Raw genomic sequence first — 25,359 nt, 5'->3', positions numbered from 1 at the left:
GCGTCCGTCCCCGGCGGACTGGCCGAACTGGGGCCCGCCGCTGTCACCGTTTCCGCAGCTCAGCCGTCCATGTGAGCGTGAGGGCAGATGTTCGCAGTGAAGGGAATGACTCGTACCCCGGAGCCGGAGCATCGTCCATGAAGCAAGGCTCCTCACCACGACATGATCCTGAATCCGGCGCAGGAAGGGATCTCTCCCGCTTCCTTGCCTGCCGGGAGCACCGAGACGAGGGACACCTTGATGACGGCAAGTGGCGAGTGCGCCCAGATCACCGCGCGGGCCAGCCCGGTCTTCACAGAGCTTCCGAAGTTCCAGATGACCGGTGCGACAGGATGACGAGGGTGCTTGCAATGGGCCCCAAGCTAGCGGCCTCCCCTGATCGAGCAACCGGCCCAACCCGACCCGGTACGCGAGAAGCCCACGTTAACGGGCCCGAGATTGGYCGGATCGCCTGCGGGCGACGGCCCGAAGGTGCTATACACAGATAGTCAGTGACCGAACGCGATCCGCAGTGGAGGTGGCGGCCGAGCCGAAAATGGTCGTCAGCAATGGAGCCCTGCGCGACGATGCGTAAGATCACGAATTTCAGTATTCAGAGTACGGCATAGCGGAACGTACTGCGGCATACGGAGGTTCAGCTTTGCGGCAGAGCAGCGATTATACTGCTGGTCTGGTTAAAGCGCTGGCTACCATGAATGATGCTCGACTGTCGGCGTGGGGGCGTGCGATTGCTGTGGACCTTCCGTCGGGTGGCCGGCTGCTGGTAGCGGGCAATGGTGGTTCGGCAGCGCATGCGCAGCACCTTGCTGCTGAACTTGTCGGCCGCTTCAAAGTCGACCGTATACCTTTGTCCGCACTTGCCCTCACCGCCGATGCGTCGACACTGACTGCGATAGGAAATGACTTCGGCTTCGGAGAGGTCTTCGCGCGGCAGGTGCAAGCGCATGGCCGACCGGGCGATGTACTGATCACCATGTCGACGTCTGGGCGCAGTCCGAACCTCCTACGCGCAGTAGCAGTAGCACGAGACCTGGGCATGATGACATGGGCATTGACGGGGCCGGCGCCGAATTCGATCGCCGAGGCTTCTCATGAGTACGTCGATGTCTTCTCCGAATCCGCAGCACATGTGCAGGAGTGCCATCTTGTCGCGATCCATATGCTATGTGTCGCCGTTGACGGTGTACTCGACCAGACCCGGACAGTAGAGGAGAAAGGGGCGCCTTCATCGACTGTTGCAGAGATATCAATGGAAGAGCAGGTGGTGCCGCCGCGACGACCTTCAGTAGACAAGAAGGTCGATTTGGTTGTCCTGGGTGACGTCTTGCTCGACATAGACATCACGGGTGAAGTTAATAGAGTCTCTCCAGAAGCTCCCGTACCGGTAGTCAGTTCACCGAAAGACGAGGCCCGCCCGGGTGGCGCGGGGCTCGCAGCCCTCCTGGCAGCAATGGATGGACATCGGGTCACTTTGATTACGGCACTTGGTTCCGACAATGCGGCCGATGTGGTCACGGAAATGCTGACAAATGCGGGAGTGTCGATTGTCAATCTCGGGACGTCGTCCGCGACGGCAGTAAAGACACGGGTACGCGCTGGGCAACAGACTATCTTGATGCTCGACCGTGCGAATCCGCCCGGTTCTCTCGGGCCCCTCCCTGCGGATGGAAGTAGGGCGATTCACTCTGCTGCGGCCGTGCTGGTCTGYGACTACGGGCGCGGCGTGGCGGCGGCCGAGGACGTTCGTCAGGCCCTGTCAGAACTTGTCGGTCGGACTCCGGTGGTGTGGKATCCGCACCCRCTGGGACCGGCGCCGGTTRCCGGCATCGCTTTGGCGACGCCGAACAGCCGGGAAGCTGATCATTTCCATCCCGATGTATCACTGACCGGTATCGAAGGGGACATCGAGCGAGCGCGTCGCCTCCAGAGAACGTGGCGGGTCGGCCAGGTCGCGATCACTCGGGGTCGCGACGGCGTGGTGCTGATCAACGACGACGACGCGCCGCCGTTGGTCATCCCTGCTCCCTTCGTGTCCGGCGGGGACACTCGCGGAGCCGGCGACCGTTTCGCGGTCACCACCGCTGCACTGCTCGGAGCTGGCGTCCTGCCCTCGACGGCTGCGACACGAGCGGTTACCGTCGCARCCGAATATGTCACGGGAGGGATCGACCTCGGTGCAGCCTCAAAGGGGCAGCCGACAGGGCTCGGCGTCGGTGATGCTCGGTCTCTTGCCGCCCGTGTACGAGCTGGTGGCGGGACCGTCGTGGCGACTGGTGGTTGTTTTGACTTACTGCATCGCGGCCACATCGCACTGCTCCAGCACGCCCGGCAGCTTGGGGACTGTCTTATTGTCTGCCTTAACAGCGATGCCTCCGTGACCCGGTTGAAAGGAAAAGGTCGCCCTCTGGTCTCAGAGGAGGACCGGGCTGGTGTTCTACAGGCGCTTTCGTGCGTAGATGCGGTCGTTCTTTTCGATCAGGACACGCCCGCCGATATACTCAGCCAGCTTCGGCCGCATTTCTTTGTCAAGGGTGGCGACTACGCGATCGCTGACATCGTTGAGCGTGCGGTAGTCGAGCAGGCCGGTGGACAGGTGGTGTTGGCGCCCTATCTGGACGGCCGTTCCACGACATCCCTGATCGAGCAGGCTGGTCGCCGACGCAACGACTCAGAGCGCGCTGTATGACAAGCGCGGTACTTGTGACCGGTGCGGCAGGCTTCATAGGAGGTCACCTCGCTGCGGCTTGTCATGCTGACGGTTGGGAGGTGACCGCGGTCGACCGTAGAGCAGCTGGGCCCCTCGCCGAAGGCGCGGTCCCGATCATTCAGGCCGACGCCGCAGATCCGGCTCTCCTGATCAGGATTAGGTCAGGAGAGTTCGCCGCCGYGCTCCATCAGGCRGCGGTAAGTAATACGCTCGCAGACCGGTGGGATCTCCTCCAAGACGTGAACGTGGACGTACCGTTACAGCTTGCTGGTGCGTGCGAAGTCAGTGCGACACGTTTCGTATACGCTTCATCGAGCAGCGTGTACGGATCTGTCTTTCGTCGAGTTCCCGTTCCCGAGCAGGCCGTCGACGATCGTGCACTGACTTCCGGGCCGCTGAATCTCTATGCCCGGTCCAAACTGCTGTTGGACCAGAGGATGCAGCGGTTCACCGGGCGGATGTCGTGGACCGGGCTTCGCTACACCAACGTGTTCGGCCCGAACGAGGATCACAAGGGCGCCATGGCGTCGATTCTGTGGCAGCTCCTGCATGCCACAGCGTGCGGTCGCCGGATCGATCTATTTAGCGACACCTTGCTTGCGGAGCGGGATTTTCTGCCGGTAGCCTCACTCGTTGACACCGTGCTGCACCTCCTACGCTCATCCATTCCCTCAGGCGTGTACAATCTCGGCGCCGGGCACGCGATCTCCTTTGCCACTATTCTCGGGTGGTGCGCCGGCCTACGGGACGGCGGCATGGTGGATCTGCGGCTGGTCCCCAACCCGATCCCGGATCGGTATCAGTACTGGACCTGCGCCGACATGACAGCGCTGCGCRGCGTTCTCCCACGCGCCGCCGAGGTCACCTCGGATCAGATTCGCGATGCTGCTGGTGAGTTGTACCGATCGTTCGTGCCTGGCTCCGCATCTGACGAAAACCCGAACCGTTCAGGCAAGCTGCCGCGCGGAACTGCCCCTCGACTCCCGGGAGATAATTGTCATGCACAGCCGCCATGCCCGAGACCGGGACCAGAATCAACTGCGCCGGTCGCTGTCGGCACTGTCGATGTCGCTGCGAAGGACGGCTGATGCGCCGCGGCCTGCCGAGCCGCGGTTCGTCTCCTACGACCAGCTGCGTCAACCCGACGGTGCGATCGTCGGCCGCAAGAAGGTCATCCTCATGTCTGGTGGCTGTTCAGTTCCGACGTGCACCATGTGCCCATTTACCAACGAGAACAACTATGGGCTCGGCAGTGAAACCCAGAGCCTCTTGCATCAGGTCTCCCACGTTCTCACCCGCTCCCCAGATGAACCGGCCTATGATGTCCTGGCCTTGTACAACGACGGGTCTTTCTTTGCACCGCGTGAGATCCCGCGAGACRCCCAGCTCGTCATCGCTGAATACGTGGCAAAGRCCGGCGTTCGCCGGCTCGTGGTCGAGTCGCTGCCGCAGTTCGTCACGCCTGCCGTRCTGGCTCCGTTCGTCGATGCTCTTCGCGGGGTCGAACTGGAGGTGGGTATCGGCTTGCAGTCCTCCGACGATCTCGTCCGGGAGACTCTCGTCAACACACGGATCTCCCGGACGGCCTTCGAGCGTGCACTGTTGACCATGAGCGAACTTGGTGTCCATCCGAAGATCTACCTGATGGTCAAACCGCCGTTCCTGACCGACGCGGAAGCGATCACCGATGTTGTCTCCTCCGTGGAGTACGTTCGCGCCCTCGGAATCCAGGGTGTGACGCTGTGTCCGACGCGGGTATCCCCTAACACCGTCGCATGGCGGCTCTGGGAGTCCGGGGCCTATCAGCCTCCGAACCTGTGGACAATCGTCGACACGGTTCGGCGCATCCACGACGCAACGCAGGTACGGGTTGCCTGCATCAACMTGCGGGGCAGCGATTTTGAATCGGTCTTCCCCGACAGCTGCCCTGCGTGCGCTGATCACGTCGTCGACAGCCTGATCCGCTACAGCGAGACCGGAGACGTGGCTGATCTCCCCGACGACTGTGGCTGCCGACCGATGATCGAGGCCACCGCTCTGGACCATGCCGCGATCGTGGCACGCAGCCTGGAATTGCTGGCCCGCAGCAGCTCAGACGAGCGGGTCATCGCGTGAGGCCGCTGCGGACGGGTGGGTTRCCGGTGGTGGACTCGGCCCGCGGCTTCGCCGCCCAGCCGCTGGACTATCTGATCYGTCAGCACACCGAGCACGGCGACATGTTCGCCATGCGCATGGCGGGCGTGCCCACTGTGTTCTGCGGCGGCGCTGGCGGACCAGCCGCCCTGTTCCAGGCCGAGCCCGGACATTTGGAGATCTACAACACCGGTCTGGTCCWCGATCTGTTTCGGAGGGCAGTGTTCAACCTTCGCGGTGAGGAACATCTCCAGGCCCGAAGGATGCTGCTGGCCGGTTTGGTCGGGCCGCCGCTGCGCCGCTATGCGACAAGGGCGCTGCGACTCGCGCAGAGTCACGCCGAGCGCTGGTCCGCGGCCCCTGGCTTCGACCTCTACCAGTCGGCCCGGGATCTGACCATGGACGTGTGTGCTCAGGTCATCCTCGGCGTGCGTCCGCACGAGCGTGACCATCAGGCGCTGAACCGTCTGTTCGATGTCTTCGTACGCGGCACGGACGCGCCGTCGGCCCGGCGGTACGCCTCGCCGGCCTACTGGCGAGGTCGCCGCGCCKCCGCCGAGCTGCGTGCGCTGTTCCAGCGGCGGCTCGGTGCCGGCCCTGACCCGTCGCGCGGCGACGTGCTGTCGCACCTGGCCGAGTACGTCGACCAGCACGGTATGGATCCTGCCAGTCTGCCGGACCACCTGTTGGCGCTCCTGATCGCAACCCGTGAGACCACCGCGAGTCTGCTCACCTGGCTGCTGGTGGAACTCGCCCACGACAGCCCACTGGCTGAGGCGATCGGGGCGGAGGCCCGAACCCTGTGTGCCGAGCCGGACCTGCTCGTTGATCGCGAGGCMGCCCCCAGCCTGCGCGCGGCTGTCCTGGAAGCGGAGCGGCTGCACTCCCCGAACACGATCAGCCTGCGCATCGTCGTGGCCGACTGCTCCATCGGCGGATACGAGGTCCCGAAGGGCTGGCGGGCGGCCTACTCACCAGCGGCAAACCATCTCATGCCTCAGCTCTACGACAGTCCGGACCAATTCCGGTCCGACCGGTTTGCTGGCAAGCGGGGTCATTCGGTGAGCAGCCTACTGACCTTCGGKCGTGGCCTGCATGCCTGTCCCGGAAAGCAGTTCGCCGAACTTGTCGTGCTGGCCACGGTGACCGCGACGTACGCTCACCACCGGCTGGCGGTGCTTGGCGGTGTCCCCACCGTGCTGCGGCACCTGCCGGTCAAGGCGCCCACCACGCCGCTGCCCGCTCTCCTGACGACGGCGGGTAGATAGCGAGCATGAACGTCGCCGAAGTCCTGTCCTTGGTCACCCGCTACCACCAGGCCAGTGCTCGTCGCCTGCACCTGGTGCCCAGCGAGAACGCCATGAGCCTGGCGGCCCGGCTCCCGTTCCTCACCGACGTGATCCACCGCTACTGCTTCACCGCTGACGGGGAGAACTGGGCCTGGCCCGGCAACAACGATCTGRCTGCGATCGAGCAGGCGGCGGCGGAGGGGTTGCGCGAGCTGTTCGGCGCCGACTACGTCAACCTCAAGCCGATATCCGGGATCAACAGCATGGCGGTCGCGGTCTCCGCCCTGGCCGACCACGGCGGCACCGTGTTMAGCATCGGCGAGGCCGACGGCGGCCATGGCTCGACTCGCTTCCTCGCCCAACGACTCGGGCTGGCCGCCGTCGCGCTTCCCTACGACCGACGCCGCTACGAGGTCGACACCGACCAGCTGGCCACGCTCGCCGCGGCGACACCGGGCCCGAAACTGGTCTATCTCGACCAGTTCATGTGTCTGTTCCCCCACGACCTGCCAGCGCTGCGCGCAGCGGTCGGACCCGAAACCCTGATCCATTACGACGGCTCCCACGTCATGGGACTCATCGCCGGCGGGCAGTTCCAAGACCCACTGGCCGAAGGCGCCGACTGCCTTGGCGGGTCCACGCACAAGTCGTTCCCCGGCCCGCACAAGGGCGTCATCCTCACCAACTCGGACGATCTTGCCAAGAAGATCGACGAGCACGCCAGTCACTGGGTCTCGCACCATCACGTCGCCGACGTCGCCGCCCTTGCGGTCACCGTCGCAGATCTACGCGAGAGCGGCGGGGAGTACGCCGCACGCACGGTGCGTAATGCCCGGCACCTGGGTGGCGCGCTGGCCGACCGGGGGTTCGCGGTGTGCGCGGCCGAGCGGGGCTTCACCCGCTCGCACCAGTTGTGGATCGACATCGCCCCGCTCATGGACCCCTTCCAGGCCAGCCAGGCGCTGCTGGCGGCCGGGATCGTCGTCAACGCGATCGACGTGCCCTACCTGACCCCCGGTACCGGGCTCCGGCTCGGTGTCCAGGAGGTAACGAGGCTCGGCATGGACACCGATGCGATGTACGAGCTCGCGCACCTGTTCGCGAGACTTCTCATCAAGCGTGACGAGCCGAGCCTCGTCGCTGCCGGCGTCGACGACCTCCGCAGGCGCCACACCCGGGCACACGACGAGGCATTCGACCCGATGATGCGGGACCTCGTCCTGTCAATCCTCGCACGGGAGGACGGTTGATTCCGCGTGCTGAATCCGCCAGCTTCCTCGGACCGGAGTTCACCGAAGAAAGCTTCCTCTGGCACGCTGACTGCCGGCACTTCGTAGGCGGTCTGCCCTGCAAGTACTGGCGTCCCTGCCTGAACTGTGACCATCACGACCCGGTGGACACTCGGATACTGATCGTGATGCTGGGTTTGCTCGGTGACATGCTGATAGCGTCCCCGCTGCCCGCCCGCATCAAGCGGGACAAGCCCGCMGCTCATATCACCTGGCTGGTCGACGAAGCGTGYGCTCCGGTGCTGCGCATGAATCCATACATCGACCGCGTCTTGCCATTCGACTGGCAGGCCGCGGCCCAGCTTCCCTCGGAAACCTTCGACGCGGTCTACAGCTTTGAACGTGCGCCTTCGGCCGCAGKGCTCGTCGATCGCATCCATGCCACCCACAAGGCGGGGCTGGCTTACGGCGGACCGCACAACAGTCTTTATGCCATCGGCGCCGCGGCCCRGCATTTCTTTCTCATGAACACCTGGAACGACTACCGCACCCGCCGCAACACCAAGACCTGGACGGAACTCTACTTCGAGGTTGCCGGATACCGATACGACGGCGAGCCCTACGTCCTGCGAGTACCCCCGGCGGCCGACGGCCGTGTCCGCGCACTGCTCGCGGATGGGACCGACATGCCTCGGGTATGCCTCAACGTCGGAGGCTCCCTGCCCACCAAGATCTGGCCGGTCCGCCACTGGCTCAGCCTCGGTACCACCCTGCGGGAACAGGGATACCAGCTCGTGATCACCGGTGGTCCCACCGACCGGTCGGTGTGCGAGCGTCTTCATCAGGAACTCTCCGGCGACGGCGCCCATAGCCGCTCCGTCCGTTACGCGCAACTTTCCATCGAGGAATTCGCGGCGCTTMCCGCCCACTGCGACGTCATCGTCTCGGGAGACTCCTTCGGCTTCCATCTGGCCCTGGCCCACGAGCRCCCCTGCGTGCTCCTGCTCGGGCCGAGTAGCGGAGCCGAGGTCATCCCCAAACACGTCACCACGGTCACGGCGCTGCGCTCGTCGTCGGCCTGCTCGCCCTGCGCCCACCAGGTGGCCTGCGGTGGAGTTGGAGGCTGCATGGACACCATCGAGCCCGATGACGCTTTCACCGCGGTCGGAGGGCTCCTCGCCAGGCGAGGCGCCGTCCACCGCAGCCATCCGTAGGTAACTGACCGAGAAGGGCATGTCATGGGCTATGTGCTGGGGCTCGGCGGGCCCTACTATCACGACAGCTCGGCCTGCCTCGCCGACGACACCGGCACAATCGTCGCGTTCGTCGAGGAGGAACGCTTCACCCGCCGTAAGCACAACAAAGATTCCCGGTCCTGCTCCCGATCTGCCGCGTACTGCCTGGCAAAGGCCGGTATCCGGCTGGAAGACGTGGAGGAGATCGCCGTCGCATGGAACCCCGAGTGGCCCGAGCCGGCCGACCGCATCACCGACGGCGAGCTGATTCGCGAACTGCTCGCTCCCGGCTATTTCAACGGCTACACCCCTCGATCGCTGACGATTGTTGACCATCATCTGGCGCACGGCGCCTCAGCCTTCTACCTCTCCGGCTTCGCCGATTCGGTGGTGCTGGTCGCCGACGGGTCCGGCGACGGCATGTCCACGACCGTCTACCATGGGACCCCCGCCGGGCTGAATGTGCTTCGCCAATACCCGTTCACCCAGTCCCTCGGCTGGTTCTACGAGACCGTCGCCGAGCATCTCGGCCTCGGTGACTGGACCAGCTCCGGCAAGCTCATGGGCCTGGCCGCGTACGGGCAGCCTGTCCACGAGCTGGGCTTCCTCCGCACCAGCAAGGACAACGGCTACTTGCTGGACCTGTCCCGGTACGGCCTGCCTGCGGCCGACGAAACGGCGCACTACGCGAACCTTGCCTACTACCAACGGCTCAAGCGTGCCTACGCCGCCGCCTTCGCCGACCTCGGGGTCCCCGCTCATCGCCGACCGGTGAGCTACGACACCGCGGCCGRCAGGATGATCGCGGACAGCGGGTTCACGCCCGAGCAGGCGAACCTTGCCGCTTCCGCGCAACACGCACTCGAACGCTGCCTCGTCCAGCTGGCCAGTAGCGCGCTCATCGAGACGGGCAGCGCCCGTCTCTGCGTCGCCGGCGGCGTGGGACTCAACTGCTCAGCCAATGGTGTCCTGCGGCGGCACAGCGGCGCCGAGGAGCTGTTCGTGCCACCCACTCCGGGAGACGCCGGCTGCGCCATCGGAGCGGCGCTGGAATGCCTCCACCGCGCCGGGCGGCTCTCCGTCCCCCGCAGCCCGATGGTCACCACCGCGCTGGGCCCCAGCTTCACCGACGACCAGATTCGCGAGACTCTGGACCGCGTCCAGATTCCCTACAGCTACCACGGCGACGGCATCGTCGACCCCGTCGCCCATGCCCTGGTTGCCGGGTCGGTCGTCGGATGGTTCCAAGGCCCCGCCGAAGCCGGCCCCCGTGCGCTCGGGCACCGCAGCATCCTCGCCGATCCGCGTACGACCGTTACCCGTGACCGGATCAACCGCGACGTCAAACGCCGGGAGATGTGGCGTCCCCTGGCCCCGAGCATCCTGTCCGAGGCCGCCGAGAAGCTCGTCGCCGAGCCCGGACCAGCCGATTTTATGATCGTCTCCTACCAGGCCACCGACGATGCCCGCGCCACGATCCCCGCCACCGTCCACGTCGACGGCAGCATGCGACCACAGATCGTGCATGAGGCGACGAATCCCCGCTACGCCCGCCTGCTACGCGCCTTTGGTGCGGAAAGCGGCGTTCCGGCGCTCCTCAACACCTCGTTCAACCATGACGCCGAGCCCGTGGTCTGCACGCCCACCGACGCTCTGCGGACCTTCTTCTCCACCGAACTCGACGCCTTGGCGCTCGGCGGATTCCTCGTCACCAAGCGTGATGATCGCCACTAGCGGCCGTGACGCCGGAAGGTCAGTCATCCACCACCTCGGCTAGCCTTGGCCTCCAGATCACCTGACCGACTGTCCACCCGCGACGACGCGAGGCCACTGACCCATGACGGTTCTTGACACTCCACCGATCATCGAACAACTGCGATCGCGGTTCGGCTCCGCCCTCCGCGTCGGCCAGGGCTGTGACCTCGCGTCCGACCTCTGCGTCGAGATCGACGACGGCGGATTCCTCACTATCGGTGACCGCGTGTCCATTCGCCGAGGCGCCACCATCCAGGTCCACCGCGGCGGAACTGTCGCCATCGGCAACGACGTCGCCATCGGCGAGAACACGTTCCTGTCCGCCATGGTCGGCATCCGCATCGGTGACGGCGTGGGCATCTCCAACATGGTCGACATCCACGACCACAACCATCGCGAGCGGTCCCGTCCCCACGTGCCCGACGGCGAACCCACCCCATGGGCCAGCGGCTTCGCGGGTGCGCCCGTCATCGTCGAGACCGGAGCGGTGCTCTCCAACAAGGTCAGCGTCACCGCCGGCGTCCGCATCGGCCAGAACACCGTCGTCGGCGCCAACTCGACCGTCACCCGGTCCCTAGGTCCCAACACGGTCGCCGCGGGCGCGCCCGCGCGGCCGATCCGCACCTTCGACGGCCCGCTGGCCACCACCGAGGACCGTCAGACGCTCCGCATCGGCTGGTTCGGCACCAGCATCATGGAACACCTGRAGGGCTACAACGCCCAGATGGCAACCCAGGCGAACCTGCCCGCCGTCGGCTCGTCGGTCACCGTCGAAGCCTGGCGCAACCGTGGCTACGTCCAACGGCTGCATCTCGCCCTCCAGGTCGCCTGGCCCCACCTCGGGTTCGCCTTCGACAACCACGGCGAAGGCGGAGCGACCTCCCGCGACATCCTCGGCATCGTCAGAGGCACCCTCCCACCCGAGGGGCGCGTCTTCGACTTGGCGTTCCTCGGGTGCGGCATCAATGACGTCTGGCGCGGCTTCCAGGGCCGTGCCCACGAGGCTGTCGACGCCGACGAGTTCGACGCGAACTACCGGGAGATGCTTCGGCTTCTTACCGCAGGCGCACGCCGGGTGATCTGCATCAGCGAGACACCCTTCGGCTGGGACGACACCGGCCTGGACATCGACGCTATGAACAACGAACTCGCCCGCTACAACACCCTCGCGGCCCGCGCCGCGACCGACGCCGGAGCCCAGTTCCTCGACGTCTGGCCAGCCTTCACCACCACAGCGCACGCCCTCGCAGGCTGGTCGYCCGCAACCCGCCCCGACCAAACCCTCTGGTCTGACGGGGTCCACCTGTCCGAGCTAGGCGACGCCCTCCTGCTCCGCCTCGTCGACCAGCACCTACACGAGACCGATCTGATCACTGATCTGACCCGCTATGACCTGTATGAACGCGACGAGGCCCGGACCATCTACAACCACCTGGTCGCCGATCATTCGCGCACGGATGTCATAGCGCCACGCCGGTAGACGCCCACCCGACCACCTGCGAGCTTGTCTACTACCCGTCCATACGGAGCAAGGGTCAAAGGGCAGATCACCCGGAAGCGATAAGTATTCGAGCGGCTACAAGCAGGCTTGCCACGCTGCCAAGATAACGAGGCCATGAACCGGCCGGAGGGCTCCCCCGGCCGGATTGAACGTGCAGCGACCAGCAACCGGCCGCGCCGGCCGCAGCGATGTCCGACTCTTGATCGCCGATCAGGAGCGTTTGCTCCGCGCTCACACCGCCCATCCGCATGGCAGCATGAACGAGCCCGGGTTCGGGCTTGCGGCAAAAGCACCCGTCCTCGGGCGGGTGTGGACAGTACAGAACGTCCGCGAGCCCGACCTGAGCCGGCCGCAACTCGTCCACCATGCGCGCGTGGATAGCCGTAAGCTGTTCGGTAGTGATAATGCCACGCCCTATATTGGCCTGGTTTGTCGCCACCGCGAGACGTAGACCGTGATCGCATAATAAATTSACCGCCACCCTGGAGCCCGGCAGCCACGCCCAGTCGGCATTCCGCCGAACACCACGATCAAGATTACGATTGAGGACGCCGTCTCGGTCAAGCACGACGAGCTCTACGCGAAAATCCGCAGGCAACCGTACGCCGACGTTCATCCAGCCTCCATGGCTCCGCAGCTCTGAGGGATCCTATTTCCGTTCAGAATTGACCCTATACCCGAGCTTTTTCATCGGCCGAATCGRTCCCGCCGGGATTCCAGAAGTAGGCGCCAGCATGTACTCGTCATATCGTCGACCCATATTCGGGCCAGTTGGGACTCATCGACTCTTTCGTCCAGCCCCAGTGAACGGCGGATCATCGCACCCAGTCTGGCGAGCACCTCGTCCGGCAGCCGGCTCACCGCCTCCAACGCAAACTCGGGCAACTGTCTGGCGTCCGTCGCGTCCGCTTGCGGATCATGGAGATGCTTGACCGCACCCGCATACCAGGTGCACATGTTCCACAACGCCACCCAGGTCGCACCGTCTGGCGAGCCAGATTCTGCTCCTTGCACCGATCCAATGAGCCGTGCCATCGGGGTCGCCTTCCACCACCATTCTTCCTCAGCGTCCGCAAACCTCAGCCCACATCCACCGCCGTCCGGACCCTCCTCCGTCCAGGCCACCAAGGAGATCAACCGTAGAAGCCTTCCGTGATCATCCATACGTGAACAGTAGCGCCGTGACTGATGGATCTCGACGCAACAGCAACATTGCTGGCGCTGTCCGCCAGAACGGTCGGACGGAAGTCAACGAAGGCGGGGAGCCGTGCGCCACGGCTCGCCGTGTTACAGGGGCCCCACACAATCTTCTAATCAGTCGCATGCATGCTGCCAGGGGTTCCGCAGCTCGGATGCCGGTAGGCGTAGCGCTGACTTCCTGAGGGTCCGCCGTAGGTCCTGCCCTGGAGCCGCGCGAGGCGCGTCGGCCTGGCGGCCCCAGATGCGCAAGTTGGGCGACAGGCAGCACAGTGGACAGCCTGCCGGCTCCGCTGCCATCGCGGGCCAGYGGCAAAGATCGCTGAGAAGTAGAGGATCGACGGCGGAACCTACACGTACATCAGGAGCCGAACTCGCCGTCGCGCACTCCCGCGACGAACGCGGTCCACTCGGCCGCGGTGAAGACAAGGATCGGGCCACTGCGGTCCTTGGAGTCCCGGACCGCGCGTCCGCCCTCGGGCAKGGAAGCGACCTCGACGCACGCGCCACTACCGTTGGTATAACTGGACAACTGCCAGGAGAGGCCGTCCCGGTCAAACTCGATCTTGCTGGTCATGACTGCTCCCTCGACAAGCTCGCGATCATCTCGGCGGATGCGCTGGGGTTGAGCGCAAGGGCTCGTAGATGGTCGAGCTTGTCTCTATATTGCCGCACCTCGTCGGGCTTCTCCACGTACAGGCTGCCCGTCAAGACCTCCACGTAGACGACTTCTGGATCATCAGGGTCCGGGAACCCCAGATGCGTGAAGGAGGTTCCGAGTGCGGCATGCCCGCCGACGTCGAACGGTAGCACCTGGATCGTGACGCTCGGTTGGGCTCCGGTGTCCACCAGGTGCCTGAGCTGGGCGTTCAGCACGTCGCGCCCGCCGATCGGCCGGCGGAGCGCGGCTTCGTCGAGCACGACCCACAGCCGCGGTGGCTGCGGCCCGTTGAGAAGGCGTTCCTGGCGGCTTGTTCGCAGAGTCACGCGGCGGTGTACCTCCTCGTCGGGCAGCTCCGGCCACGTCGRGCGGATCACGGCGGCGGCGTACTCCGGTGTCTGGAGCAGTCCTTCCACGAGTGAGGACTGGTAGGTGTTGATCGACGAGGCGTCGGCTTCCAAGCCGATGTAGACCTCCATCCAGCGCGGGACGACGTCACTGAAGCTGCGCCACCAGCCTTGCCGACGTGTCTCCTTGGCAAGCGTGAGGATCGCCTCCCGCTGCTCGGTGTCCTGTACGCCGTAGACGGCCAGGAGATYGGCCACATCGACGGCGCGGACGGCGACCCGCCCGTTCTCGATCCGACTGATCTTGGCATCAGACGCACGGATGGCCTGTCCCGCCTCCTCGGCGGTCAGGCCGGCCGCCTCCCGCAACCTGCGCAGCTCTACCCCGAGCCGACGGCTGCGCACCGTCGGCCCTGCTGATGACTTCGCCACGCTTCCTCCGCCACCGGACGCCCGACATCTGATCGCAGTCTGCCAGCGTCTGGGTCCGGTTCGCTGGCCTCTCACATCCACCATAAGCAAGGCTACAGATGCAGTTGCATTTAAAGGTACAGAGGTCCATCATCACGCTTCGAGGGCGCTCCGGTGCAGACGGGGCCGCTCGTCGGCCTGGGGTTTGTCGTGCCGGGGCGTCCTCCTCGCAGTCAGCTGTCCCCGCCGGATGACCACCGCAAGGCGAGGCCCGGCGGGGACAGCGCGAAGATCGAGACGACGGGCGGAGATGACCTCGTGTGCGCTGTGGTGACCTGCCAGCGGGCAAGCAAGATCACACTTCCGGCAGTGGCGGTAGCGGTTCCCCAGCTCCGATGGTTCGTCCGGTCCGTGCTGCGCGAGTGGGGGCTGTTGCCCCTGATCGAGGTCGTCGAGCTGGTGGCCAGTGAGATGGTCACCAATGCGGTGATGACTACCGATAGAGGCATCGCCGATGGGCAGGCAGTGGTGCAAGCGCGTCTGGTCTGCGCAGAGGGCCGCCTGTTTATCGATGTGTGGGATGCCGATAGCCGCCCGCCGGTCCGCCAGGCGCCGGAGGATGACGCGGAAAGCGGACGAGGTCTACTGATCGTGGAGTCGTTGAGCCAGCGGTGGGGATATCGGCCCGGCACCCACGGCGGGAAAGTTGTGTGGGCTGAAATCGAGGCGCGACTTCCAGTCACATCCGCCGGTCTACCACGACGTATTCCTGCCCCTCTCCACGCCCATTCCCTTCCCGGCCAGTCGCTGCCAGATGTCGAGGTACTGCGACGGGTCCGCGACCGCCTTCATGCACTGTGAGGCCCCGTCGGATCTGATGTTTCTGCGCGAGCGAAGCATGTCCCGGAACTCGACAGGAGGAAGCGGTGAGAAAGATGAGCATGAGGGTCGAGCAGAGTACCCTGCGCGACCGCATGCGTGGCTCCGGGATGACACATGCCGAGATTGCTGTCGAGTTCACCCGTCGCTATCGGCTTCGCCCTCGCTCCGCGTTTCGCCATGCCCACGGCTKGACACTGCAACGGGCTGCCGACCAYATCAACGACCATGCTGCCCGTCTCGACATCKACCCGGAGGGCAAGGCTGGCATGACCGCTCCGCGCCTTTGTGAGCTGGAGCATTGGCCATTTCCCGAGCGGCGTCGCATTACCCCGCAAATCCTCGTGCTACTCGCGACTGTGTACGGTACGGATGTTCATAATCTACTTGATGTCTACGACCGCGAACGCCTCCGGCCGGCCGACCGGCTGCTTATCGACGCTATGGAATGCTTCGACGGAACGACAGCCTGCGTCTGTGGCCGCCGCAGGGGACGCGGAGACGCATTCCCGAGCGTCCCGGTACCATCACTTGAAGTGTCGACATCTACCCGATTTGCGCGATCTATTTAACCGCAGTACCCACAGCCGCGTTATCTCCCGCCGACGGTCTTCATGACGACACCGGTCCCACCAGCGATCTGCTGGGCAGCGATCCTGTCCCCAACGGGGCGGCGAGATCAGCGTTGCCGAGTTCCGGCTGGACTTCATTGAAGCACTGAATGGGCTGCGCTCCCTCTGATAGTCTGCTGGCCCACCGGAGCAGATAAACCCCTCATCACCCTGTGACCCACTCCGGGTGCTCAGCCACCTTGAGGCCAGAATCCTGTCGATTCTGTCGGTCGTCGCGGACGGTTGGGCTCTCTGGCCGCCGGTTTTGAAGGTGAGGGCGGACGCCGCTTCGTCGAGTCGGATCGGCGGAGCGCGCTGCCGTGCACGCAGCGCCCAGAAGCTGGTCGAGAAGGTGACGGTCCTGGGGCGGGCGATCCGGCGGGGGTGYGATGATCGTCGGCCTGCACAGTGGGCGGAACCTGTGCCTGGGCGGCTACGGCTTCCTGTGCCAGGTGCACCCAGAGGCGGGCTACTACGTGGTCGGGCGGGAGGGATTGCGGTCGCGCTGTGCCAGCGGCCACGTGCAGATCCCCAGCGCCCCGTTCTTGCCAGCGATCTTGTGGTTCTTTCGGGCCAGGTAGTGCTTCCGAATGACTAGCCGCTTTATGGCCTGAATGTGTCAAATTGTGCTGGCGTGTCGTTCCGACTTGGAAGTTGGAACGGGCCGGTGCGTGTCCGGCAAGGCAGGCTGAAGGGGACAGTCCGTCGCATTGGTGTGACGGACCGGCGCCGGATGTCTGCGAGGTGGGCATGGTGGCTCCTCGTTCGGACTCTCGCGGTCGCCGCTGGCCGGTCCGCGGGGTGGCCGTCGGGTTGCTGGCCGCGGGCGTGCTCGTGGTCTCCTGCAGCTCCGATGACAGCGCCGAACCGGCTCCTGGGCCGGCGACGTCGCTCGGTCGATCCTCGGGGCCGCAGGTGACGGTGTCGCCGTCGCCCACGTCACCAGCTGATGCTGCCGGGCAGCGGGCGGTGGCCGCCTATGTCGGTCTGTGGGAGGCGATGGCCGAGGCGAGTCATACCTCGGACTGGCAGTCACCCGAGCTGGCGCGGTACGCGTCGGGGGACGCGTTGCAGGCAGTCTCCGGCGGCCTGTACGCCGATCATTACAACGGGCTGGTGTCGCGTGGCGCCCCCGTGCTGCATCCGGAGGTCACCTCCGTGGAGCCGGCCGACGCGCCGACGACGGTGATGGTGTTCGACTGTTCCGACAGCACGAACTGGCTGCGCCACCGTGCGGACGGGGCGCCGTTCACCGACGAGCCGGGTGGGCGGCGGGCGGTGACGTCCGAGGTGCGGCTGCATCAGGACGGGTCGTGGAAGGTGACCCGGTTCGCTGTCGAGCCGGTGGGATCATGCAGTTGACACGTCTCGTCCTCACCGGCACCTGCCTGCTCGGGTTCCTCGCCGCAGGCGCGCCGGCGTTCGCTGACAGCTACGCGACTACGGACTGTGCGCAGAATCYGATCCCGGGCTGCGACCTGGTCGCGGGCGGTGATGGCCTCACACCCGCAGCCCCTGGCGGGCAGGCGCCGCCACCGCAGGACGGCGGGAGCGGTGGCTCGGGTCGCGGTGGGTCGTCCCGTCCGCCGGGCGACGTGGCGCTCGACCCGGCGGACGTCGCGCGCTGCTCCTACGTCCGCAGCGACTTCCAGCCCACCACAGAGGCGATCCGGCCGGTGCTGTTCCGCCCGGCCCCCGACGGCGGTCTGCGGGTGGTCGCGGCGGTCGACCGGCCCGGCCCGCTCCTCGCGCGGCCGGTCGCGACGGGGCCGGACGGTCGGCCGGGTGCCTGGTACGTCTACCAGTGCCAGACCGACGGCGTGCGGGACGCGTTGTACCGGCCGCCGGTATGGATACCCGACGGCCAGGGCGGGCCGGCGGCGGGCGGGCCGGATGTGGGTGGGCTGGCGGAGCAGGCCCGCAGCCAGCTGCGGCTGCAAGGCCCGGCGATCGCGTTGAGCCCGATCGGCCGGCAGTTGATCCGCTTGCCGACCTGGATGTGGCTGGACCCCGCCGGCTGGCGGCCGGTCTCCGCTACGGCCGCCGCCGGCGGCGTGTCGGTCACCGCCACGGCGACCCCGACGGGGGTTGACTGGGTGATGGGCGACGGCGCCCAGGTCCACTGCACCGGGCCCGGCACCCCCTACCCGGATGGCGGTGACCCGAAGGCGTCGTCGCCTGACTGCGGGCACACCTACCAGACGGTCTCCGAGGATCAGCCCGGCGGTGTGTTCACCGTGACCGCGACGGTCACCTGGAACGTCACCTGGGCCGGTGGTGRCCAGGCTGGGGTGTTCGACGGGCTCATAACCGTTTCCACCGTCCCGGTCGCCGTGATCTCCATTCCCGCGCTCAGCACTGGCGGCGGCTGCCCGCCCGCGGCCTCGATTCGTCGCACGGTGTCCGGCTCGACGAACGTGATGGTGGTCAGGGGTTCGTCGGCGCGAGCAGAGTGCCGAGAGCGGTGGCCGCGTCGAGGAGATCGAGAACCTGGCGGAGACCGACATGGACCCGCTGGCCAACGGTCTGGGTGGCGTGCGGGACACGCGTGAGGTACCGGGCGTCGACGAGGCCGGGCGTTGCGGGTCTGGACGTGTCGGACAGTCATGCCCTCGGTCAGGGCCGTCCAACCGTCCCCGAGAGCGGCAGGCAGGTCACGGTTGAGGTGGTCCCGGTAGGGCGGCGGCGTCATCGAGGCATTGGAAGACGCTCCCGGTCTGCTTGGCAGTCTTCCCGACCGCCTCTGGGGTCGGGACATTGCGGTGGAAGACGTCGCGGAGCAGCGTCTCCAGCGTGGCGCACACGTCTTTGATCGCCGATTCGTAGATGCTGGTGAGACCGCCCGCGGCCTCCAGCCTGGCGCGCTGGCCATCGGGGAGACTCCGCCAAGGTCGCGATGACGGCTGTGAGCAGGGAACTTACAGCCGTTGGCGCCAGCGATGATCGCTGTTTAGCGTGCGAGGAGCTGGTCGGTGAGCTCGATCGTCGCGAGGTACCACCAGAAGATCCAGTCGAGAAAGTCGACGCCGTAGTCGGTTTTCTGTTGTTCGTTCTGGTGCCGGATCGCGAACTTGTTCGCGATCGTGAAGAGGTCGCCTTCGTCCTTACTGAGCAGCTCATCTTTGATCAGCTGTCGACGTTCTTCGAGAACGCCGCTGAGGACGACGACCGCGGATCTCTTGGTGTGTTCGTCGGCGTGCCGTGCCCGGTACAGGCTGATGGCGTGGCGGAGCCGGTCAGCGGCCGGGCTTTCTTGCTGGGCCATGCTGCGCAGGAGGTCCGAGCGGGCGGGATCGGTGCTGGTGACCAGGCGACCGACATCCTCGCCTTCGTCCGCGAGGTGGATGCCGAGGTCGCTTCGTTCGAGCAGACCGTTGACGCGCCACCGGTAGACGACGCGGCCTGTGGCGGGAGAGAAATCGCGGTAGTGCCAGCCGCATCCGTCGTAGTCGTGTAGTCCGCGAGATCGGGGGCGCGCTACCAGGTCGTGGAGCACTTCGACCACGTCGCAGAACACGTCTATGTTCTGTGCGAGGCGGTCCGGCGTCAGYGGCCACAGGTCCGCGGCGCCGATGGCGCGCTCGATGACGGCCGAGGGGTCGATCTCGCTGGGGTCGTCGACGCAGTCCTTACCGAACGCCTGCTCGAAGTATCCGTGGTTGTTGAGATGGCTGACGATGTCGATGAACTGGCGGGCTGTGGCACGCAGACCGGCACGGTCAGGGGAGGTACCCGCCCGGCGTTCGGACCAGTACGGGCGGTACTGCGGTGTTGTGGTCTCGCGGAGCTGTTCGGAGYTGGACATCAGGTCGCGGAGGAAGGCCTGCCCGTTACTCAGGCCACGTGGAGGCGGGGACTGCGCGGCTGCCTGACGGAAGTCGTCCTGGGGAGTAGGGCCTGCGAACGCGTGATCGAGAAGTAGTAGGCAGCGGTCATCCCAGTCACGGTGGATCCTGCGGTGGTTGAGCAGGTTGCTCGCTTCGTGGACGAACAGGTGCCGTGGCCAGACGAGTTCGTAGTCRCCTCCGTCGTACATGAGTCGTGTTCCAATCCGGGTCAGCGGCCGGCGAGAGTCGAGGACGAGAAAGATCCACGCAGCGGCACTGGTGATCTTTGATGGGAGCGAGCAACCCTGGACCAGCCTCGCGGCTGGCTACCCCCTTCCGTGCGTCATGGTCCAGTTCGACGCGGGTGGAAAGTGCCGGGGTGAGACCCAGGATGAAGCTGGTCGACGAGCATCTGCGCRAAAGCATCGAGCACCAGCTCATGCGAGGAGCGGCTCTCTGCGGGGTCGCGGCCGGGGACCAGCTGCGCCCAGTAGACCTCGCGGTCGGCGAGGCGGACAGAGACCCTCCCGCCGCGTTCGACGACGGTCGTCACGTCGAGGTTGGTCGTGGTGCRCCAGATCTCCTGGCCGCTCATGCCGAGCTCCCTGTGGTGGCGGGCCGCTTGTCGACGCTGGCCTTGTCGAGGTGACCGCTGACGCCGGAGGCCAGGTCGATGTGGATGTTGCGGCGGGCGACGCTGGCGCGTTCCAGGGCGTCGATCTGGTGGTCGGGGTTCTGGTCGGCGGTGGCGACCTGCACGTATCCGATCAACACGGCCCCAAAATACTCGACACGGACGTCTCCTACCTTTGACCGTCGACGGGGGCTGCCGACGTCGTGATGCGGGTCGAGGGGTGCGGCTGGCGGGCGTCGACTGACGACCGTTTGCCGACTCTGTGTTCGCCGGGGTGGTTTCGAAGGCCCTGCGGCACAGGAGGATTCTGTACGCACCAGGATCTCGCGCCGGCTTCCAGTCGATGCGGGTGTTGTGCACTCATGGTGGGAGCTGTCGATGTTGATGAACCCTCATCCGCAGGTGCTCGTCCCTGACGGGACCACCGCGGACGGTCTGCAGTGGCAGCTGCGCTGTCCCTCCTGCGGAGCCGATACTGTGGACCGGGCGGATTTCGCCGAAGATCACAGGGCCGTGACGGTGTTCCCCGACCGCGACGACTACGACAGCCCGATCGGTACACGGGGCGGATACGTCCAGGTCGATCTTCAATGCCCGGTCGGRCATCGTTTCGCGCTGATCGTGGCCAACCACAAGGGGGCCGAGTTCGTGGCTGTGGTTCCCTCCAGCRCCGGCTGATCCGCGCCCGCCTGCTCTCCGTCAGGGCGGGAACATCTCCACGATGATCTGAGTCTGGTGTTCGCGGGCGGCGGTGAACAGCGTCTGCAGCGCGGCCCAGCCCGGCTCGGTTGTGCTCAGCGACAGCCACCAGAGTCGGCTCTGGGCATCGTAGATCGCCCCGCTCGCGCGGATGAGGTCGAGCTGCGCCTGCCATCTGGGGCCGGAGGCGGGCATGGGGATGATGCGAAGCCGTGGTGCCCTGCCGGTCGGGGCTGCGATGCCGGTGGCCGGATCGTCCCGGGTGGCAATGATCGGGTCCGGTTCGTCGCAGGCCAGCGCCTCCAGCCAGGCGTGGGCGAAGGCGATGCCTTCCTGGATTGCCTGAGGGTCGGCTTCTCGGCGCCGCGCTACGCCCATCGCTTTGTTGRCCCGGGCGTGAACGGTGGCGTAGGTCAGGTTGCCGGTGTGCACGATGCGGCCGATGAGCCGGTTGAGGTCGTCGCGCGGGTCGGATGGCGGTTCCCAGTCGGCGTCAGCCGCAAGTGCGGCCGCTTCCACCTCACCGCACCGGTCGCAGATCATCAGCGTCCCCGGGACCGGTGCGTGACCGCAGGAACAGCACACATAGCSATAGCAGGTGGCGCAGGACATCATCGCGCCGTCGCTGTGGTCGTGGAACTGTCCCGGATGAGCCCTGTCCCAGGCGGCGGCTTCGGAGATGCAGTCCCCGGTACACACCGGTGGGTCGCGTTCCACCATGGTGACCGGTTGTGGAGGGGGGATGCCGGCGGCTTCCCGGGCGGCGGCCTCGCGGGCGCGGTGTTCTCGGCTGGCCTCGTCGCGTCGTGCGCGGGCTTGCAGACACATCTCCCGTTCGGGGTCGGTCAGATGTGTCCAGHAGGCCACCGACCGGGGTAGGTCCGGCCAGTCGAGATCCGGTTGTCCGAGGCCTTGGCGTTGTCCGGGCCATTCCGCGGCGTCTCGCYGGCAGCGTTGGCCGTCGCGCCGAGGACGTGTGCACTTCACAGTCACGTCTGTGATCTGGAGCGTCCTGGCTGGCCCCGCCGCCTCGGCGAGGCGGGCGGTGGCGAGGGGATGACGGCCCGGGTCGCGGCTGCCTCCAGGGCGTCGAGGAGTTCGGCGAGTCGGTCTGTACCGGTGAGGTCTGCTGCGACGGCGGGGAGCTGGTCTGTCAGGAGCAGGACCGGGTTGTCGGTGCGGCCCACCAGGCTCCATCCGTCCGCGCTGGCGCGCAGAAGCCGCGCCGGGCCGGGCGTGGCACGGCGGGACCGCACGCTTCCTGGAGCGGGGGCCGAGTCGGCGGCGAGCCGCCAAGCGGCGTCGAGGGCCTGTGTGACGGCGGGATGGTCCAGGTCGGCGAGCCTGGGCAGGATGTCGTGCAGGCGCAGGCGGGGCTCGTCGAAGCCGGTGTCGTCGTCGACGATCAGATMTTCCAGACCGCCGGCGAGACGGTCGGCGGCGYGGYGGCGTTCCGCACCGGGCCAGGCGGTCCTCTGYGGTGGTCGCAGCGGTGTCTCCACCCCGGTCGGATCATGCGGGTCCGTCCGATCCGCGAGGGCCAGGTGGCATTCGATGGGCYAGCCCGGCCGGTAGGCGAGCAGACGCTTGGGGTTGGTGGAGATCCCGGTCTGCAAGCCGGTGTCCCACAGGGCCAAGGCGCTGCGGGCGGCGCCGGTGTCCGTGCCGACCTGGGTCCATCGGGCCCCGGTGGTGTCCTGACCGAGAAGCAGTGCGTACCCGTCATATGTGACGGGCAGATCGAGGGCCGCGCAGGCAGCCGGATAGTCATCGGCGAGCTCGCCAGGAAACTCCTCGACCGTCAGCAGAACCACGGTCACCGCGGCGAACCCGGACGGYTCCTCCTGCTGGCTCATAGCGGTCTCCTCATCAGGATCGTCCTCGGGGCTACGCAGAGCCCACAGGCCAAAGCCTTGGGGCGGGGGAAAAGGAGTAGCAGCCCAGAAAGTTAAGATGGGCATTCCCGGACAGGGAGAGCCGGGCGACGTCGGTGTCGGGTCTGGCGTAGGACAGCGAGGTAGCGGGTGTTCCACAGCACGGCGGCGTTGAGGTCAGGTCGAGGGCGCCGGGCTGGTCMTCCTGCYCTTCCCGGTAGATCTGCCCGCAGCGGCCGTGGAAGATCACGCGGGCGAGTTTGTGGCGGGATTCCTGCACGGTGGTCTGGGTGTTCACCTCACCACCCGGCGATGGGTGTCGTCGAGRGGTTCCATTATCGCCAGCAGAGCCAGAGTCYTCGCGATGCGGCCGTACTCGGCGAAGRCCTGCCCCAGCGGGGTCGGGTGGCCATCGCGGCCGAGCATCCGCAGGAATTCTAGCGGCACACCTCAGAACGTAACCGTCGGACGCGCAGGCAGAGAGCAAATCGGCGAACCCAGCCACCCCGTGGTCTAGATCTGCCCCCCCGGTACGGGATAACGACCGCGTGCGGCCCCGCGCGCGACCCAGTAGCCGAGGTGAGCCACCGCCGCGGCGACCCAGCGGAGCGCCAGCAACGGTGTCCCCGCCGGCCACAAGCCCCACGCCGCCCACGGGGAACCGGACCGGCCAGCAGCGGCGCTGGCACCGCCACGGCAACGCACAGCGAGAGGCCACAGGGCCGTGAACAGCGGATGTGTTACCCAGGCCGAGCCGCCAGCCACGTCTTCAACGGTGAGGGCAGTTCGCCGCCTGGACGCCGGCCGCGACATCGGCATACCCCCTTCCCATGGGGTATCCCCTCTGGTGCGCACGCGGGTATCCCACTTGATGGGATACCCGCCTGCGGCGTGCTGGCGCAGGTCAGGGGCCCGCTGGCACCGCCCAAGAACAGCCCGACTGGCTACCAGGAGCCCTGGATGATAGTCGGGCCGCTCCAGGCCCACGGGTCCCGACAGCCGCCGTTCAGATAGGCGCATTCAACTAGAATTCCACGAATACCTGAATTCCCCACGCGACCCTTCCTTTGCATTTCGCTCGGCCTATTCTTTCGTGCTTGCATTCTTTTTGCGACTTACACCCCTGCCGTTTGTCGACTTGCGGGGATTGGTCTCCGATCTGCGGAAATATKATTGCCGGATTGCCCAAAAATCCTAGAAATAATCGCCCGACGGTATTGATCCCTTGGGTGCGTGGAGGGATTATTAGTTATCGGCGCGTTGCGCCCGGCGCGCGGCGCTAAATCCCCCACTCACATGGAGTCCTCCATGTCGCATGACTTCTTTTCCTCATTCTTTTCCCGGGACATTCCGTCGATCGTTCCCGCCCAGTCCGCCACGGCTGAGGACATGGCGCGTGTCACCGAAGCGGACTGGGCCGCGATCGTCGACCACGCACACCGCCACTGCCGGAAGGTCGACGCATCCCGCTCCCGCAAGCGCGCCGACGGCAGCGCCACCATCGCCCGGGACGGATTCGGCACCTACGGCAGCGACGACGTGTCCGACGACATCGCCCAGGACGCGGTACTGATCTACGCCCGTCGRCTCGGGACGATCATCCGGAACTGCGCCGTCGCCTCCCTGAACGTCACCACCCGGGAACCCGACGGGTGGCAGTACCAGACCCAGGACGGCGAGACCTCCGTCGTGAACCGTGCCGTCATCCGCCGCTGGGCGGTCCACGACGCCGCCCAGCGCAACGGCTACCGCCCCCATCGCACCACCCCCGACGCCGACAACCCCGACACGGCCCGACGGCAGGCCGAGCATCTGGCGTCGGTGACCTATCTCGCCGGACTCTCCAACGTGATCTTCGCGATGGCGTGGGAAGACGGACGCGACTTCCCCACCCTGCGGCAGCTCCTCCACCTGGCAGGCCACGCCGAAGATCTTGGACGCGCCGGACTACTCGCCACCGTCGCCCAGCAGACCTACGGCGGCAAGTACGGATCACGCCGCGCCGTGATCAAAACCCGTGACGCCGCACTCGCGGAAGCACGCGAACTCACCAACCGCTGCGACGACATCCGCCGCAACCTCACCCACCGCGACCGACCCCACCGCGAACACCACACCGACGACTGAGACCACCCGCCCGGAGCCTCCGAGCAACCCAGCTCGGAGGCTCCACCGCGTTCCGGCCGCACCGGCCGCACCGGCCGCGCTGGTCGTGCCGGCCGCACCGGCCGCGCTGGTCGTGCCGGTCGCGCCGGCCGCGCTGGTGGTGCTGGTGGCGCTGGTGGCGCCGGTCGCGTCGGGGTGGTGCTGGTGGCGCTGGTGGCGCCGGTCGCGTCGGGGTGGTGCCGGTCGTGCCGGTAGTCGAGCCGG

At 66.4% G+C, this 25,359-nt stretch carries 21 protein-coding genes and 1 pseudogene; 13 read left to right on the top strand and 9 right to left on the bottom strand.

Annotated features, from left to right (window positions below):
* Nucleotides 1-152: 152 nt before the first annotated feature.
* Entirely contained in the window at nt 153-296 is a 144-nt protein-coding gene (locus tag Manayef4_RS24795; RefSeq protein ID WP_157493462.1) for a hypothetical protein, read from the bottom strand.
* Nucleotides 297-640: 344 nt separating this feature from the next.
* On the opposite strand from Manayef4_RS24795, the gene rfaE2 reads away from it, so the two are divergent.
* The 8 genes from rfaE2 to Manayef4_RS06640 all read left to right on the top strand — a co-directional run bounded on the left by rfaE2 (nt 641) and on the right by Manayef4_RS06640 (nt 11,828).
* Nucleotides 641-2,686, top strand: coding sequence for a D-glycero-beta-D-manno-heptose 1-phosphate adenylyltransferase (gene rfaE2 / locus Manayef4_RS22545; protein ID WP_254665495.1), 2,046 nt, complete (start codon nt 641-643; stop codon nt 2,684-2,686).
* Entirely contained in the window at nt 2,683-3,795 is a 1,113-nt protein-coding gene (locus Manayef4_RS22540) for an NAD-dependent epimerase/dehydratase family protein (RefSeq protein WP_083282311.1), read from the top strand. Before rfaE2 ends, Manayef4_RS22540 begins: the two co-directional genes overlap by 4 nt.
* Nucleotides 3,707-4,822 (top strand): hypothetical protein, encoded by a 1,116-nt coding sequence (locus Manayef4_RS06665; protein ID WP_175443333.1) that lies wholly within the window; start codon nt 3,707-3,709, stop codon nt 4,820-4,822. The genes Manayef4_RS22540 and Manayef4_RS06665 overlap by 89 nt, the downstream gene beginning before the upstream one ends.
* Nucleotides 4,819-6,108, top strand: coding sequence for a cytochrome P450 (locus Manayef4_RS06660; protein ID WP_070131009.1), 1,290 nt, complete (start codon nt 4,819-4,821; stop codon nt 6,106-6,108). Before Manayef4_RS06665 ends, Manayef4_RS06660 begins: the two co-directional genes overlap by 4 nt.
* Before the next feature lie 5 nt (nt 6,109-6,113).
* Entirely contained in the window at nt 6,114-7,379 is a 1,266-nt protein-coding gene (locus Manayef4_RS06655) for a hypothetical protein (protein ID WP_070131008.1), read from the top strand.
* Nucleotides 7,376-8,572, top strand: a complete 1,197-nt coding sequence (locus Manayef4_RS06650) for a glycosyltransferase family 9 protein (RefSeq protein ID WP_070131007.1) — start codon at nt 7,376-7,378, stop codon at nt 8,570-8,572. The genes Manayef4_RS06655 and Manayef4_RS06650 overlap by 4 nt, the downstream gene beginning before the upstream one ends.
* 24 nt (nt 8,573-8,596) lie before the next feature.
* The gene (locus Manayef4_RS06645) at nt 8,597-10,327 is read left to right on the top strand and encodes a carbamoyltransferase C-terminal domain-containing protein (RefSeq protein WP_070131006.1); all 1,731 of its coding nucleotides are present in this window, start codon (nt 8,597-8,599) and stop codon (nt 10,325-10,327) included.
* Nucleotides 10,328-10,430: 103 nt separating this feature from the next.
* A complete protein-coding gene (locus tag Manayef4_RS06640) occupies nt 10,431-11,828 on the top strand; it encodes a GDSL-type esterase/lipase family protein (RefSeq protein WP_070131005.1) in 1,398 nt (465 codons plus the stop codon).
* Between the two features lie 1,579 nt (nt 11,829-13,407).
* Here the strand turns inward: Manayef4_RS06640 and Manayef4_RS06635 are convergent.
* Both Manayef4_RS06635 and Manayef4_RS06630 read right to left on the bottom strand, forming a co-directional pair.
* The gene (locus tag Manayef4_RS06635; protein WP_070131004.1) at nt 13,408-13,623 is read right to left on the bottom strand and encodes a DUF397 domain-containing protein; all 216 of its coding nucleotides are present in this window, start codon (nt 13,621-13,623) and stop codon (nt 13,408-13,410) included.
* Nucleotides 13,620-14,486 (bottom strand): helix-turn-helix transcriptional regulator, encoded by an 867-nt coding sequence (locus Manayef4_RS06630; protein ID WP_254665494.1) that lies wholly within the window; start codon nt 14,484-14,486, stop codon nt 13,620-13,622. Before Manayef4_RS06630 ends, Manayef4_RS06635 begins: the two co-directional genes overlap by 4 nt.
* Before the next feature lie 153 nt (nt 14,487-14,639).
* Here Manayef4_RS06630 and Manayef4_RS06625 point away from each other — a divergent pair, with 153 nt between their 5' ends.
* From Manayef4_RS06625 to Manayef4_RS06610, 3 genes are all read left to right on the top strand, one after another.
* On the top strand, nt 14,640-15,326 hold the full coding sequence (locus Manayef4_RS06625; RefSeq protein ID WP_023841639.1) for an ATP-binding protein: 687 nt from the start codon (nt 14,640-14,642) through the stop codon (nt 15,324-15,326).
* Nucleotides 15,327-16,705: 1,379 nt separating this feature from the next.
* Nucleotides 16,706-17,317, top strand: a complete 612-nt coding sequence (locus tag Manayef4_RS06615) for a hypothetical protein (RefSeq protein WP_023841636.1) — start codon at nt 16,706-16,708, stop codon at nt 17,315-17,317.
* Complete coding sequence (locus Manayef4_RS06610; RefSeq protein ID WP_254665493.1) at nt 17,308-18,507, top strand: ATP/GTP-binding protein; 1,200 nt, start codon at nt 17,308-17,310, stop codon at nt 18,505-18,507. Before Manayef4_RS06615 ends, Manayef4_RS06610 begins: the two co-directional genes overlap by 10 nt.
* A gap of 398 nt (nt 18,508-18,905) precedes the next feature.
* Here the strand turns inward: Manayef4_RS06610 and Manayef4_RS06605 are convergent, their stop codons facing one another.
* The 3 genes from Manayef4_RS06605 to Manayef4_RS25325 all read right to left on the bottom strand — a co-directional run bounded on the left by Manayef4_RS06605 (nt 18,906) and on the right by Manayef4_RS25325 (nt 20,556).
* Nucleotides 18,906-19,991, bottom strand: a complete 1,086-nt coding sequence (locus Manayef4_RS06605) for a hypothetical protein (RefSeq protein ID WP_070131002.1) — start codon at nt 19,989-19,991, stop codon at nt 18,906-18,908.
* Nucleotides 19,992-20,125: 134 nt separating this feature from the next.
* Nucleotides 20,126-20,377 carry a hypothetical protein gene (locus tag Manayef4_RS06600; RefSeq protein ID WP_070131001.1) on the bottom strand — a complete coding sequence of 84 codons (252 nt, stop codon included), beginning with the start codon at nt 20,375-20,377 and terminating at the stop codon, nt 20,126-20,128.
* On the bottom strand, nt 20,374-20,556 hold the full coding sequence (locus Manayef4_RS25325; protein WP_023841632.1) for a hypothetical protein: 183 nt from the start codon (nt 20,554-20,556) through the stop codon (nt 20,374-20,376). The genes Manayef4_RS06600 and Manayef4_RS25325 overlap by 4 nt, the downstream gene beginning before the upstream one ends.
* Before the next feature lie 238 nt (nt 20,557-20,794).
* On the opposite strand from Manayef4_RS25325, the gene Manayef4_RS06590 reads away from it, so the two are divergent.
* Nucleotides 20,795-21,094, top strand: coding sequence for a hypothetical protein (locus Manayef4_RS06590; RefSeq protein WP_139140023.1), 300 nt, complete (start codon nt 20,795-20,797; stop codon nt 21,092-21,094).
* Between the two features lie 21 nt (nt 21,095-21,115).
* Here Manayef4_RS06590 and Manayef4_RS06585 read toward each other — a convergent pair whose 3' ends face one another.
* The 3 genes and pseudogenes from Manayef4_RS06585 to Manayef4_RS25730 form a co-directional block, all read right to left on the bottom strand.
* Entirely contained in the window at nt 21,116-21,943 is an 828-nt protein-coding gene (locus Manayef4_RS06585; protein WP_139140022.1) for a hypothetical protein, read from the bottom strand.
* 161 nt (nt 21,944-22,104) lie between these two features.
* Entirely contained in the window at nt 22,105-22,971 is an 867-nt protein-coding gene (locus Manayef4_RS23975; protein WP_070130998.1) for a hypothetical protein, read from the bottom strand.
* Between the two features lie 31 nt (nt 22,972-23,002).
* Nucleotides 23,003-23,427: pseudogene (locus Manayef4_RS25730) on the bottom strand (Tn3 family transposase); the annotation flags it as partial.
* Between the two features lie 870 nt (nt 23,428-24,297).
* Here Manayef4_RS25730 and Manayef4_RS06575 point away from each other — a divergent pair.
* Nucleotides 24,298-25,116, top strand: coding sequence for a hypothetical protein (locus tag Manayef4_RS06575; protein WP_023842291.1), 819 nt, complete (start codon nt 24,298-24,300; stop codon nt 25,114-25,116).
* The last annotated feature ends 243 nt before the right edge of the window (nt 25,117-25,359 follow it).

The sequence above is a fragment of the Frankia sp. CgMI4 genome (assembly GCF_001756285.1).
Taxonomy (GTDB): Bacteria; Actinomycetota; Actinomycetes; order Frankiales; family Frankiaceae; genus Frankia; species Frankia casuarinae.
This window is presented reverse-complemented; position numbering and strand designations above follow the sequence as displayed.